Source organism: Pseudomonas sp. FSL W5-0299, assembly GCF_005930655.1.
In the GTDB taxonomy this organism is placed as follows: Bacteria; Pseudomonadota; Gammaproteobacteria; order Pseudomonadales; family Pseudomonadaceae; genus Aquipseudomonas; species Aquipseudomonas mandelii.
This window is the reverse complement of record NZ_RXHX01000020.1, coordinates 49,107-62,516: the sequence shown is the minus strand read 5'-3', so window position 1 is coordinate 62,516 and position 13,410 is coordinate 49,107. Positions and strand designations below refer to the sequence as shown.

The following is a 13,410-nucleotide window of genomic DNA, read 5'->3' as shown; positions in this document are numbered from 1 at the left end:
CTGCTTCCTTTTTTAGAACGTATTCAGGTCGGTTGTGTACAGCGAAATGCCCAGCGACGTGCTCAAGCTGATGGTGCCTTCTGCGTCTTCCTCAACGGAAAACAGCAGGAATTCCCGGCGGTCGGTCAGGCCGGTTTCGCGGGCGTACAGCATCGAACGGTGCTCGATGCCGTAGGACTCCTCCGGGTTTTTCAGCTGCTCGCTCAACGCCACCAATTCTGTCTGGCCATCCTCGGTGCCCCATTCGCGGGTGTATTCGACGCCGTTGTGGGTGTAGGTCGGCAGCCCGATCAGACTTTGCGGACCGGCCAATCGGCGCAACTCCGCTTCACTGCTGATGGTGATGTAACTGAGGTAATTGAACAGGATGACCGACTCAACCTGCCCGGCGATTTCGCCGGTGGTATGCACCTGCAGCCAGTAGTCTTCCTCGTTCATGTAGTAGCGTGACAGCCAGGTCGACTGCCCGAGATCGACGGTGCCGTTGCTCCAGATCTGCTGCGAGCCCGGGATGGTCACCGTGGTGTTGCCGTCGAGCAACAATTTCAGGGTGGTGTCGAACATCACGCCTTTGCCCAATGCCAGGTCCAGCGGACCGGTGACGGGCAGGGATTCGCTGGCGGTCCATTTCGACTCTGTCGTCGCGTTCGGGGCCTCAAGCCCCATCAACTGTTTAAACCATCCCATTGGAGATTTCCTTGAGGCGAGTGGAGGCGATGTAGAAGAGCTCGCCGCCCTCAACGCGTGTGGCGCCGGGCGGGTTGATCGACGGTTGTCGGGCGCCTTTGGCGCGATAGCCGATGAGCGTGGCGTTGTGATGTTCTTTCATCCGTGTGTACAGATCGCCAAACGTCGCTTCAAAGGCCTCGGGCAGTTTCATCAGGTATTGAGTGGCGCCCTGGCCCACGCACAGCAGTTCATTGATGACCACTGACGAGCCCGGATCCTGCGAGGCGCGCACCAACATCTCGATGGCCATGCTGGAAGTGCATTCCAGGCTGGGCGCGTAGGCGCTGGCGAGCGCAGCGATTTCACTGTCATTGAAGTGGGCGACCACATGCCCGACAGGCTGCAGTTGATTGACCGCCAGCACGGTGGCCAGGGTCAGGTCGTCTGAATGGGTTCGCACCAGAACGCGCTCGGCACCGGGAACGCCCGCGCGCAGCAACAAGGCCACGGAGGACAGGCTTTCACCTTTGATGAAGCTCGCTTTGCCCGGCATCGGGTTTTCTTCAAGGGTGCAATCGCAAATGACGATCAGGTTGTCGTTCGAGGTTTCGTCCTGGAGCAACAACTCAATGACCCGTTCGCTGGACGCGCCTTCCCAGCCGATGAGAACCGTATGGCCGACCTTGCCGGTGAAATCGCCTTTGCCCTTCATGCCTTTTCTCCATGCATCGATGACGCTGCTGGTGGTTTTGCCGATGGCTGCCGTCAGCAGCGCAATGCCCCCGAGCATGACCCAGGTGGCCACGAATATCCGTCCCGCCGCTGTCTGCGGCGCGAGATCGCCATAACCGACGGTGAGTGTGGTGGTCAGATAGAAGTAAGTAAACGTGGCGGGCGCGGTGAGGTGTTGTTCGCCCAGTAACACCAGGCCCAGATACGCCGTGGTCAGGTGTACGCCCAAGGCAATGACCAGGCCTGCCCAGCCGAAACGGTGGAAGAGGGACGAGGCATACATGCGCAATAAAAGGAAAATCGACATTTCGTCCCTGACTCCGTGGGTACTTGTTCCTGGCGACGTCATCGCCTCGGCGTCTGACTGCGCAAGTGCGTTCAACCGGCGGCATTAAACCTGTTGCGCGGCGCCGAGAAAAGTACCTTGGCTGCAATAAATCCGGCGAGTGCACCAAACAGATGGCCTTCGAAGGAAACACCCTGGCGAGGCAGGAAGCCAAAAATCAGACCGCCGTAGAGCAGGGCCACGACGCCGGCTGTTATCAGGTTGCCCCAGCTCCTGTGGAACCAGGCGCGGGACAAGAGGTATGCCCACAGTCCGAACACCCAGCCGCTGGCGCCGATGTGTACGCCTGCAAAGCCGAACAGCCAGACCAGCGCGCCGCCCAGCAGAATAATGATCGCGCTGACCGCAATGAACCGGTTGAGTCCTTCGATGATGACCAGGGTACCCAGAATCAAAAAGGCAATCAGGTTCGCGCTCAGGTGCGCAAAGGAAGCGTGCAGGAATGGCGAGGTGATGATGCCGAGCAGACCGTGCACGGTTCTCGGGATCAAACCGAAGGCCATGAGGCTGTAGCCGGTCGCGACGTTGAACAGTTGCAACGCGACCATGAAGAGCGCCAGGCCTGCGATTGTCTTGAAACCCTTCAGGGCATCCATCCTTGACCTCGACAGTTGAATGTCTGTCAGTTCAGCACATTCCATGTAGAAGCGAGCCTGCTCGCGAAGGGGGAGTGTCAGTCGACATCAATGTTTTCTGACAAACCGCAATCGCTAGCAGGCTAGCTCCCACAGGTTATGCGTTCGACTCGAGAGTCGGTTATTCGGCCGATTTTTGCTTCAGGCGCTCCAGGATCGCATTGGCGCTGCCTGCGTCCGGGGTGATGCCGGCATCGCGCAGTTTGCGTTCCAGGTCAGTGCCCGTCGACGCATCGGCCAATTGGTCCTGGGCTTCCAGTTCAGCGGCGCGTTGCTGCTGCTTGGCCTGCAAACGGTTCAGCGTACCGACGGCGGTTTCCAGCTTGCCGTTGGCGCCGCCACTGGCAATCGAAGCGCTGACCTGGGCTTTCTGTACGCTTTCGCGCGCCTTGGCCATGTCCACTTGCTGGCGCAGGCTTTTGATGCGGCTTTCAGCCTTGGTGATGTCTTTGCGCATGTTTTCAGCGTAACCACCAAACTCGGTGGCCTGCTTTTGCTCGACGTCCAGCTCGTTGGTCAGGGTCGAAATGGCTTCGGCCACTTCCAGGGCCAGGTCTTCACGGTTGGCCTGGATGGCGGCCAGAGCCTTGGATTCCAGGTCCTTGATCTTGGCGTTGTACTCGCTGACGCGGTCAGCCGACAGTTTGTGCTTGGCCATGATGGTGACGAGCTCACGCTTGGCGTTGGCCAGGGCGCTGTCCGCATCGCGAATTTCCTGATCGAGGATGCGCAGGGCCTGTTGGTCGACGATCGATTCGCCGACTTCGTTGGCACCGCCACGCAGCGCGGTGAACAATTTGCTCCAGATGGACTGAGTCATTGGATATTTCCTGTTCCCGAATAATTAATTGAAGAAACGTTCGAAGGCTTCGCTGGCGCGCTGGACGTTGTCGACCAGGGTTTTGACCTCGGTCACGATGTTCGTCAGGCTGGAGTCGGAGCTCAGAGCGCCGAACATGTTGTAGACAATCTGCCCGTTCGGCATGGACTCGATACCGATCGAGGACAGCGGGAACATCTCCCGGCTGCGCAGCACGGCGTCATTGAAGGCCGGTACGTCATTGATGGACTCGATGTCGACCAGAACGGTGTCGACGATGATCTGTTCGCCCACCACCGCGATGTAAATCGGCAAGCCACCGAAGTCGTTCATTTCCAGCTTGATGCTGGACTCGGAGCCTTGAACGAGAGAAAGCGTGATGTCGTTTGAAACCACTTCGTCCAGGGCTTGAAGGGCGCTGAAGAGGCGGTCGATGTTCCAGTTTGTACCTGCGCTCATGTAATTCTCCGACATGAATGAGCCAGCCAGAATCGGTTGGCGAAGCTGTTTCTCCATCTGCTTGAGCAGGCTTCGGTTTTCGGGAAGCACCCAAGTCTCGTGTTTCACATAACCGGCGGCACCCAGGCCCGCGCGCATCTGCTTCATGTAAAAGCTCGATGGTTTTTTCGCGGACGGTTTGGAGCGCTCTCCCTTGCGGCTTGCCGAATCGGTATCGGGCCCTGTGGGAGGACTCGATGGAGAGCTGCTTTTCATGGGGCTGACCTCGTTGTGAAAAACTCACGCGTGAGAAACACTACAGGCAATTTTTGTCACGCTCAATAGCTCACGCGTGAGATTTTTTGTCATACATTTTCCGCTCCATGAAAAAGGCCCGAAGCGCTAAAACGCGGCGGGCCCTTTTTTGGAATTTGATCAATACGTTATGTGGTTAGTGGTTAGCCGCCAGGAATTCATCAGTGGAAATCACGCTCGCATAGGCGAAACCCAGGGCCGACATGAACGCGGCGTGAACGTGGGAGGCGGGCACCGTAACGCCGTTGAATTCCAGATCGCGTGAGGCGCAGGCGTCGTGGATCACCGTGACGGTGTAGCCAAAGTCCGCGGCGGCGCGGGTGATGCCGTCCACACACATGTGGCTCATGCTGCCAACAACCACCAATTCCTTGATGCCTTGCTCGTCGAGGATCGATTTCAGTTCGGTTTCACGAAACGAGTTGACGAAGTGCTTGAGCACCACCGGCTCATCGGCACGGTTCAGAACTTTGGGGTGCAGCTTCGCGCCTTCGGAACCCGGGGTGAAGAAGGGGGCTTCTTCGGAGGTGAATTCGTGGCGGATGTGCACCACCGAATCACCCGCGTCGCGAAACGCTTTGAGCAGACGGGCGGCGTTGTCGGCGGCGTTGTCAGCGCCGACCAGCGGCCACTTGCCTTGAGGGAAGTAGTCGTTTTGGATATCGACTACGATGAGTGCTTGCTTGGCCATGCCTGATTCCTCGAGATGTGTGGGTTGGGCGTGGAAAGAAGTATTGTCTGTGGCAGGCCTTCCGAGGATTGGCCGCACCGACAATAGAAGGGGGAAAACTGACAATGGACGCAGAAAGGGCAATCGTCGAACTCGGCGTGCTGATTTATCCCGGCGCGCAGATGGCGGCGGTGCACGGGTTGACGGACCTGTTCGGGGTGGCGAACCGGATTGCCGCCGAGCATCAGGCTGCGCAATTGCCGCTGCTGCGGGTCAGCCATTGGCAAGTTGATGGCGAGCAGGCGCCCGAGCGGGTGTACGACAGTCATCCCGGGCCCGAGCGCGCCTTGGTGGCGGTGTTGATTCCGCCATCGATTGCCGGATTTTCCGAAGGCCAGGCACCGCAGGCGTTGATCCACTGGATGCGTCAGCAACACGCCCGGGGCGCGACCCTCGGCGGCGTCTGCGTGGGCTCGATTCTACTGGCGGAAAGCGGCTTGCTCGACGGCCGCAGCGCCACTACCCACTGGACCTCGGCCAAAACCTTCGCCGAGCGTTACCCGGCCATCAAGCTCAAGGCCGATACCCCTATCGTCGACGACGGCGACCTGATCACCACCGCCGGGTTGATGGCCTGGTCCGAGTTGGGGTTGCGGCTGGTCGACCGCCTGCTCGGCCCGAGCATTGCCACCGGCACCGCGCGTTTTCTGGTGGTGGAACACAGCGACAGCGCGAGTGAGTGCGGCAGCAATTTTTCACCGATTCTCAGCCACGGCGATGCGTCGATTCTCAAGGTTCAGCACTGGCTGCAAAGCACCGGGGCCACCGATGTATCGCTGACGGCGATGGCCGAGCGGGCGGGGCTGGAAGAGCGCACGTTCCTGCGCCGTTTCCGCGCAGCGACCGGGTTGAAACCCACCGAGTACTGCCAGCATCTGCGGGTTGGCAAGGCTCGGGAAATGCTTGAATTCACCAACGGCACCATCGATCACATTGCGTGGACCGTGGGTTATCAAGACCCCAGTGCGTTTCGCGCGACCTTCAAGAAAATCACCGGGCTGGCGCCAAGTGATTACCGGGCGCGGTTTGGCGTGACGCCGGGTGCAGCTGTCGCGCGGTAGCCAGATCACCGCCAAGCCAAATGTGGGAGCGAGCCTGCTCGCGAAGGCGCAATGTCAGTGACTTAGATGCAGGCTGACCCACGCCGAATTCGCGAGCAGGCTCTCTCCCGCATTGGCTCAGTGCAAGGCCTGGATCGTGCAAAATGCAGGGGTAGAGAAACCCTTCGTGCAGAATAAAACAGGCTCAGTGCCATCACCTTCGCAGCAACTGCATGATTTGAAACCCGTTTCTATCCAACCCTCAATGGCTTGATCTCTGCACCCCTTCAACTACATTCATCAAAAGCCGATTGAAGGGGGATGCATGACCCCAACAAACCGCAAGAAACTGGTAGTCGCCCACTCAGTCCGCCCCGAGGCGCCCCAGCACGAAGTCGACACCAATCACGCGCTGGCCCGTTGGCTGGCGCACATTCTGGGGCTCAAGTTCGGTGGCAGCTACGACCCCGGACTTCACAACGGCCGAGATCTTTATCTCTTGCCGACCCAGACCCTGGTCGGCGTCGCTGCCGCCCGGGCATTGGGCGTCACCGGGCCGGAAGATCTGTGGGGCGGTTACGTCGACCACGATTTCATCTGCACCAAAGCCATCAGCCACGGGTTGCGCAATAAACATGCGCACGCCCCGCAAGGCTGGTCTCCGTTGTTTTCCGAACGTGTGCGCAACGTCGTGCTCGATGGCCTCAGCGTGTTCTCGCTCGACGATGCGCGGCCGGCCGCAGAGCATTTGCTTTACACCGGCCCGATCCGCATCAAGCCGATTCATGCCTGCGCCGGACGTGGGCAGGAAGTGATCAAAAGCCTCGACCAGTTCGACGTCGTTCTGGCTCGCCCCGATGCCAGGGCACTGTTCAGCGAAGGCGTGGTGCTTGAACAGGATCTCGACAACGTCGTCACCCACAGTGTTGGCCAGAGTTTTATCGGCGATAAGGTGCTGAGTTATTGCGGTGATCAATACTTGACCGAAGACGGTCAGGGCGAGCAGGTTTATGGAGGTTCCAATCTGCTGGTGGTGCAGGGGTATTACGAAGACCTGCTGAAACTGGACCTGCCTGACGATGTGCAACTGGCGATCCGGCAAGCGCAAGTGTTCGACAGCGCCGCGGACGAGGCCTATCCCGGTTTTTACGCCTCGCGCCGCAACTATGACATCGCCCAAGGCCTGGACAGCAGTGGCAAACAGCGCAGCGGCGTGCTCGAACAGTCCTGGCGCATGGGCGGTGCCAGCAGCGCCGAAGTGGCCGCGTTGCAGAGCTTCGTCAACAACCCGGGGATGCGCGCGATTCGCGTGTCTTCAGTGGAAACCTATATCGACCAACCGCTGCCGCCGGACGCCATTGAGGTGTATCGCGGGCCCGCGGAAAACAGTGACTTTCTTCTCAAGTACGTGACGGTCAAATCCTATGACGGCTAGAAGCGAAACCATTCAGATCGACATCGACGATGAACAGATGAGCGGGACCTTTCTGAGCCCCAAATCGAAAGTCCCCGGCGTGTTGTTTGTGCACGGTTGGGGCGGCAGCCAGGAGCGGGACCTGGAGCGGGCCAAAGGCATCGCCGGTCTGGGATGCGTGTGCCTGACGTTCGACTTGCGCGGGCACACCGGCGGCACCGGCATCCCGCTTACTCGCGTAACGCGCGAAGACAACCTGCGCGACCTGCTGGCGGCATACGACCGCTTGCTCGCCCACCCGGCGCTCGACACCTCCGCCATTGCGGTGGTCGGCACCAGTTATGGCGGTTATCTGGCCTCGATACTGACTTCATTGCGCCCTGTGCGCTGGCTGGCGCTGCGGGTGCCGGCGCTGTATCGCGACGATCAATGGCATACGCCCAAGCGTGAACTGGACAAGGCTGATTTGCGCGATTACCGCAACACGCTGGTACGCGCCGACAGCAATCGTGCGCTGCATGCGTGCTCGCAATTCACCGGGGATGTGCTGCTCGTGGAGTCCGAGACCGACGACTATGTGCCTCACGCGACGATCATGAGCTACCGCGCTGCGTGCCAGCAGACGCATTCGCTGACGCACCGGATCATTGACGGCGCCGACCACGCGTTGAGCGAGCCGGTGTCGCAACAGGCCTACACCTCGATCCTGGTGGACTGGATTACCGAGATGGTCGTGGGTGAGCGGTTGAGCATTATTCAGTCGAAATGAGTGGTGGGTTTGCGGACGCTTTCGAAGGCTTGCCCGCGAAAGCGTCATCCGCCTCCCCAACAATCTCAGGAAGGTTTCTTGGCAATCCGCAGCGACTTCGCCTTGGCCTCCACCACCAGATACATCACCAACGTAATCAGCAACGGCAAGATGAAATAGATCGCCCGATAAGCCAGCAATCCCGCCACCAGGCTTCCCCGCGACGCTTCATGTTGCAGCAGTGCCACAAACACCGCCTCCAGGACCCCAAGCCCGGCAGGAATATGGGTAATCACCCCGGCAATCGCACTGATCAGCAACACGCCCAGCACCAATGGGTAATCCAGCTTGTTAGGCAGCAACGTGAAGATCACCGCCGCCATCAGCGACCAGTTCAGCGCTCCGAGGGCCAGTTGCAGCATCGCCATGCGCAAGGACGGCAGGTTGATTTCCACCCCGCGTATCGCCCATTCCCGACGTTTGGAGAACTGGCACGCCGCCAGATATCCCGCGCTCACCAGGAGTAACAACACGCCCACAACTTGCAAGGCACCGCTGCTCAACTTCCAGCCCGGCGGCATTCTGACCAGTCCGCTGCTGAACACGGCGCCCGCAATCACCATGTAGCCGAACCAGTTGGTCGCCAGGCTCAGCCCGAGGATTTTCGCGATGTTGCTTTTGCTCACCCCTAGCCGCGAATACAGGCGATAACGCATGGCAATCCCGCCGACCCACGCGCTCAGGTTCAGGTTGAAGGCGTAGCTGATGATCCCCACCGGCAGGATCTGTTTCCAGGTCAGGTCCTGGCGGATGTAGGTGCGGCCGATCAGATCAAAACAGGCATACACCAGAAAACTCACCAGCGTCAGGCCGGACGCAATGATCAGCGTGCGCACCTTGAAATTGGCCAGGGTGTGGAACACTTCGTCCCATTCGATGCGCTGGGCAAGCATCGTCAACAGCACGATCAGCGCCAGGAAAAACAGCATCGTCAGCGGTTTTTTCCAGCGGCTCCAGCGTGTCTTCTTTTCCGGGGCAGGTGTTGTGCTGCCGTCTTGAGGTGCCGAGTGCGCTTCAACGCGGTTCATGGTGGTCACTCCCGGCCGAATGGGTGAAGGGTTTCAGGCGTGGTTTATGCGCCGGCAGCCAACCGGCCCATGCCGGGAAGTGACGCAGGAAGTGAAACACCAGAAAGCCGACGGTCATGTGCCAGATCCTTCCGCGCGGCGACGTGTCCGCTGACATGGCTTTGCAGTGGTTATTGCTCAGCACTTCAAGGCGTTCGAACAGATCTTGGTTGAAGGCTCGGTCGCGGATCAACACGTTGGCTTCCAGGTTCATCGACAGGCTTAACGGGTCGAGATTGCTTGAGCCGACGGTGCTCCAGTCCTCATCCACCAGCGCGACTTTGCCGTGCAGCGGGCGTTCGCAATATTCGAAGATCTGCACGCCCGACTTGAGCAAATAGTCGTAGGTCATGCGCGCAGCCAGTTTGGCCACCATCATGTCCGGTTGCCCCTGCAGAATCAGGCGCACGTCGACGCCACGACGAGCGGCGTTGCGGATTTCGCGCAGCAAGCGGTAACCCGGAAAGAAATAGGCGTTGGCGATCACGACCCGGCGTTGGGCGCTGCGCAGCACCTGAAGGTAAACCTCTTCGATATCCGTCCGGTGGTCACCGTTGTCGCGGTACACCAGGCGAACCTGGCCGTCGTGGTCGCTGAAGGCCAGTTCCGAGCGTCGCTGCCGGCGGCGTTGCCACCAGTATTTGGCGCGGGCCGGGCGGCCACATTGCAGCAGCGCGAAGTGATGGATATCGGCCACCGCCGGGCCTTGCACTTCAACCGAGTAATCCTGCTTGGCCTCGGGGCCGAAATCGGCCAGATGGTCGGCGGAAAAGTTGATCCCGCCGATGAACGCGATCGTGCCGTCCACCACCACGATCTTGCGGTGCAGACGTCGGAACCAGTTGGTGCGGATCCCCAGAAGCTTGGGCGCCGGATCGAATATTTGCAGGCGAACGCCGGCCTCGCTCAACGTTGCGAGATAGCCGTTGCTCAACTCGCCACAGCCAAACCCGTCGAGGCTGACGGTGACCCGTACACCGCGTTGCGCGGCTTCGACCAGCACTTGCTGCAGCTCGTTGCCGACCTTGTCCTCGAACACAATGAAGGTTTCCAGGAGTATTTCAGTCTTGGCCTGGCGCATGGCTTCGAACACTCGCGGGAAATAGGCTTCGCCGTTTTCCAGCATTTCCACGAGGTTGTTGCCCTGCCAGCCGTATTCGACGTCGACCACGCCGGGCTCACGCACCGGCGGGGTAGTCGGCACGTGTTCAACGGTGGCTTTTTCCATCGGGGCGCTGCTCATAGCTCGATCTCCACCGACAGCGGTGCGTGGTCGGAAAGGTGTGACCAGGGACGTGCCGCCAGCACTTGCGGACGGCTGGCCTTGAGGTTGCGCACATAGATGCGGTCCAGGCGTAGCGCTGGGAGTCGCGCTGGAAAACTGCGCGCCGGTTTGCCGTGGTGCTCGGCGAATACCTCGCGCAGGCCACAGGGCTTGAGCAACGCATCGGCACGCTGGCGCCAGTCGTTGAAGTCGCCGGCGACAATCACCGGGGCGTCGACCGGAAGGTCTTCGAGGCGTCGCGCCAGCAACTTCAGTTGTTCCGTGCGGTGGCTCTCACGCAGCCCCAGATGCACGCAAATGGCGTGCACTTCCAGGCCATCGCCCGGCAGGCGCAGCACGCAATGCAGGATGCCGCGGTTCTCATGGCCGCTGATCGATACGTCGAGGTTGTCATGGCGAATGATCTGGAACTTCGACAGCAGCGCATTACCGTGATCACCCGCCGGGTACACCGCGTTGCGGCCATAGGCAAATTGTGGCCACAGGGTGTCGGCGAGGAATTCGTACTGCGGCATCGTCGGCCAGTTGTCGTACCGCTGCGGATGGTCCTCGTGGGTGCCGTGGACTTCCTGCAAAAACACCACATCGGCAGACACACTGCGCACCGCTTCGCGCAATTCCGGCAGGATGAAACGCCGATTGAGCGCGGTGAACCCCTTGTGGGTGTTGACCGTCAGTACGGTGAAACGGCGCACGGCGGCGAAGACGGGTTGCTGTTCGTCGGTACTGCCGACCGGTTCGGAAATACTCATGACAGCACTCCTTCGGCGACCGGTTCACCTGGACGGGTGGCGAGGTCTTTGTCGAGGTGGAAGTGCTCAAGCAAGCGCCGCGCATCGAAAGGCGCGCGGACTTTGATGTCGTTGTCGAAATAGCAGAACACTTCCCGGGACTTGCGTGCTTTCGGCTTTTGCCCAGGTGCAATCAGCTGCGGATCGGCCGGTTGCTGGCCATGGTTCCAGGCGTCGATCCGTTCGCCCCAGCGTTCCAGCGCCTCAGGGGTGTAGCCGCTGGCGTAGAGTTCTTCGGCACCGTGCAGGCGCAGATAGACGAAATCACTGGTGACGTCTTCGCGGTACGGCCATTTTCCGGCGGTATCGGCGATAACCAAGGCCACGTTGTAGCGCTTGAGCAGGCGCACGAACGCTGGATCAATAAAGCTCTCGTTTCTGATTTCAACGGCGTGGCGCAGGGGCTTTTTCTTGTACGCCTTCATGCTGGCGGGGCCGTGCAGGTGCGAATCGTGCTGGCGGGCGAGGGCGGCTGCTTGCTGGGTGTCGTGGGGTAATTGCTTGAGGAAGCTTTCGAACAACTCGACATCGAATTTGAAGTTGGGCGGAAACTGCCAGAGGATCGGGCCGAGTTTCTCTTTCAGCTCCAGGATCCCGGAGGCAAAGAAATTCGCCAGCGGTGTATGAATGTCCCGCAGACGCTTGATGTGGGTGATGAAACGTGGGGCTTTGACGCTGAACACGAAGTCCGCCGGGGTTTCGGCGTACCACTGGGCGTAACGCTCAGGCCGTTGCAGGGCGTAAAACGATCCATTGATTTCGATGCTGTTGACCGCCCGGGACGCAAATTGCAATTCGCGCTTCTGGGTCAGCCCCTTCGGGTAGAAACCTCCCCGCCAGGGTGTGTAGCGCCAGCCTGAAATGCCAATGTGAATCGCCGCCATGTCGCCTCCCGTCTAATGGTCCTCGGTTGCCTCTGTCTTTTGATGACCGTGGGGCAACCGAGAAAGTTTCGACGGGGCTACGGACGGTGTGCGTTCCGGAAAACCATACCGACCTTCTGTGGGGTTAGTGTCCGGCGACGATGCGGGTCGTGCTTTCGGCGTAGACCGGGCCGAGTCGGTCAAGACGTCCACTCCACGCCGTCAGCGCCAAGGCCGCCAACACCACCAGCCCGCCAATCCAGGCGGTATGGATCAGGCCCATGTGAGCCACGATCAAGCCGCCACCCCACGCGCCACCGGCAATGCCAAGGTTGAAGGCCGCGATGTTCAGCCCCGACGCCACGTCCACCGCATGTGGGGTGTGATGTTCGGCTTGACGCACCACATAGACTTGCAGCCCCGGCACGTTACCGAACGCGACTGCGCCCCAGACCAGCACGGTAGCCAGCGCCAGCCATGGGTTGCCAGCGGTAAAGGTCAACACGAACAGCACCGCCGCGAGCAAGGCAAAGATGATTTTCAGGGCGCTGATCGGGCCGCGCTTGTCCGCCAGTTTGCCGCCCCAGATGTTGCCGACCGCCACCGAGATGCCGTAGACCAGCAACACCAGGCTGACCGTGCTGGCGCTGAAGCCGGAGATGTCCTGGAGAATCGGCGCCAGGAAGGTAAAAGCGATGAACGAGCCGCCGTAACCGACCGCGGTCATGGCGTACACCAGCAGCAGACGTGGCTGCTTGAGCACCTGCAATTGCTGCAACAGCGAAGCCGGTTTGCTGTGGGCGATGTTTTTCGGCACGTAGAGCAGGCTGCCGATAAAGGCGATCACGCCCAAGGCGGACACGGCGAGGAAGGTTTCACGCCAGCCGAAATGCTGACCGATGAAGGTTCCCAGCGGTACGCCGGTGACCAGCGCCACGGTCAGGCCGGTGAACATGATAGCGATCGCACTGGCGGCTTTTTCCTTTGGCACCAGGCTGGTGGCGATGGTCGAGCCAATCGAGAAAAACACCCCGTGGGCGAGGCCGGTGACGATCCGCGCCAGGATCAGCGATTCGTAGCCGGGGGCTTTCCAGGCCAGCAGGTTGCCAAGGGTGAACAGCACCATCAGCGACAACAGCAGCAATTTGCGCGGGACTTTGCCGGTGAGGGCGGTCAGCACCGGGGCGCCAATGGCGACGCCCAGGGCGTAGAGACTGACCAGCAGGCCGGCGGACGGCAGGCTGACGCCGAGGTCGGCGCCGATGGTGGGTAACAGGCCAACGATGACGAACTCGGTCGTCCCGATGGCGAAGGCGCTGAGGGTCAGCGCGAGCAAGGCAATGGGCATGACTGCAACTCCGGTGGGTTTGATTGATGGAGCGCAGTGTCGGGGTTTGGGTTGTGCGGAAAAATAGAGGGGTGGGCATTTGATATTTGCGTGCAGGTCAAATATCTCG

Annotated in this window: 14 protein-coding genes; 3 read left to right on the top strand and 11 right to left on the bottom strand. The window is 60.2% G+C overall.

Annotation, left to right across the window (positions count from 1 at the left end):
- Nucleotides 1-12 precede the first annotated feature (12 nt).
- The 6 genes from FHL16_RS21650 to FHL16_RS21625 form a co-directional block, all read right to left on the bottom strand.
- Nucleotides 13-687 (bottom strand): DUF2491 family protein, encoded by a 675-nt coding sequence (locus tag FHL16_RS21650; protein WP_077749254.1) that lies wholly within the window; start codon nt 685-687, stop codon nt 13-15.
- On the bottom strand, nt 674-1,708 hold the full coding sequence (locus FHL16_RS21645) for an ion channel (protein WP_077749253.1): 1,035 nt from the start codon (nt 1,706-1,708) through the stop codon (nt 674-676). The genes FHL16_RS21650 and FHL16_RS21645 overlap by 14 nt, the downstream gene beginning before the upstream one ends.
- Before the next feature lie 71 nt (nt 1,709-1,779).
- Entirely contained in the window at nt 1,780-2,343 is a 564-nt protein-coding gene (locus FHL16_RS21640; RefSeq protein ID WP_077749252.1) for a rhomboid family intramembrane serine protease, read from the bottom strand.
- A 160-nt stretch (nt 2,344-2,503) separates the two neighbouring features.
- Entirely contained in the window at nt 2,504-3,202 is a 699-nt protein-coding gene (locus FHL16_RS21635) for a PspA/IM30 family protein (protein WP_010467296.1), read from the bottom strand.
- 24 nt (nt 3,203-3,226) lie between these two features.
- Nucleotides 3,227-3,808: a YjfI family protein gene (locus FHL16_RS21630; protein ID WP_010467297.1), complete on the bottom strand. Its 582-nt coding sequence runs from the start codon at nt 3,806-3,808 to the stop codon at nt 3,227-3,229.
- A 283-nt stretch (nt 3,809-4,091) separates the two neighbouring features.
- Entirely contained in the window at nt 4,092-4,646 is a 555-nt protein-coding gene (locus FHL16_RS21625; protein WP_077749250.1) for a cysteine hydrolase family protein, read from the bottom strand.
- 104 nt (nt 4,647-4,750) lie between these two features.
- On the opposite strand from FHL16_RS21625, the gene FHL16_RS21620 reads away from it, so the two are divergent.
- The 3 genes from FHL16_RS21620 to FHL16_RS21610 all read left to right on the top strand — a co-directional run bounded on the left by FHL16_RS21620 (nt 4,751) and on the right by FHL16_RS21610 (nt 7,908).
- Entirely contained in the window at nt 4,751-5,746 is a 996-nt protein-coding gene (locus FHL16_RS21620) for a GlxA family transcriptional regulator (protein WP_077749249.1), read from the top strand.
- Nucleotides 5,747-6,050: 304 nt separating this feature from the next.
- Entirely contained in the window at nt 6,051-7,160 is a 1,110-nt protein-coding gene (locus FHL16_RS21615) for a DUF3182 family protein (RefSeq protein ID WP_077749248.1), read from the top strand.
- A complete protein-coding gene (locus tag FHL16_RS21610) occupies nt 7,150-7,908 on the top strand; it encodes an alpha/beta hydrolase family protein (RefSeq protein WP_010467301.1) in 759 nt (252 codons plus the stop codon). Before FHL16_RS21615 ends, FHL16_RS21610 begins: the two co-directional genes overlap by 11 nt.
- Before the next feature lie 65 nt (nt 7,909-7,973).
- Here the strand turns inward: FHL16_RS21610 and FHL16_RS21605 are convergent, their stop codons facing one another.
- From FHL16_RS21605 to FHL16_RS21585, 5 genes are all read right to left on the bottom strand, one after another.
- On the bottom strand, nt 7,974-8,975 hold the full coding sequence (locus FHL16_RS21605) for a lysylphosphatidylglycerol synthase domain-containing protein (protein ID WP_077749247.1): 1,002 nt from the start codon (nt 8,973-8,975) through the stop codon (nt 7,974-7,976).
- Complete coding sequence (gene clsB / locus FHL16_RS21600) at nt 8,962-10,257, bottom strand: cardiolipin synthase ClsB (protein ID WP_077749246.1); 1,296 nt, start codon at nt 10,255-10,257, stop codon at nt 8,962-8,964. Before clsB ends, FHL16_RS21605 begins: the two co-directional genes overlap by 14 nt.
- A complete protein-coding gene (locus FHL16_RS21595) occupies nt 10,254-11,051 on the bottom strand; it encodes an endonuclease/exonuclease/phosphatase family protein (protein WP_077749245.1) in 798 nt (265 codons plus the stop codon). Before FHL16_RS21595 ends, clsB begins: the two co-directional genes overlap by 4 nt.
- Nucleotides 11,048-11,974 (bottom strand): DUF72 domain-containing protein, encoded by a 927-nt coding sequence (locus FHL16_RS21590; protein WP_010467306.1) that lies wholly within the window; start codon nt 11,972-11,974, stop codon nt 11,048-11,050. Before FHL16_RS21590 ends, FHL16_RS21595 begins: the two co-directional genes overlap by 4 nt.
- Before the next feature lie 124 nt (nt 11,975-12,098).
- Nucleotides 12,099-13,301, bottom strand: a complete 1,203-nt coding sequence (locus tag FHL16_RS21585; RefSeq protein ID WP_077749244.1) for an MFS transporter — start codon at nt 13,299-13,301, stop codon at nt 12,099-12,101.
- Between the last annotated feature and the right edge of the window lie 109 nt (nt 13,302-13,410).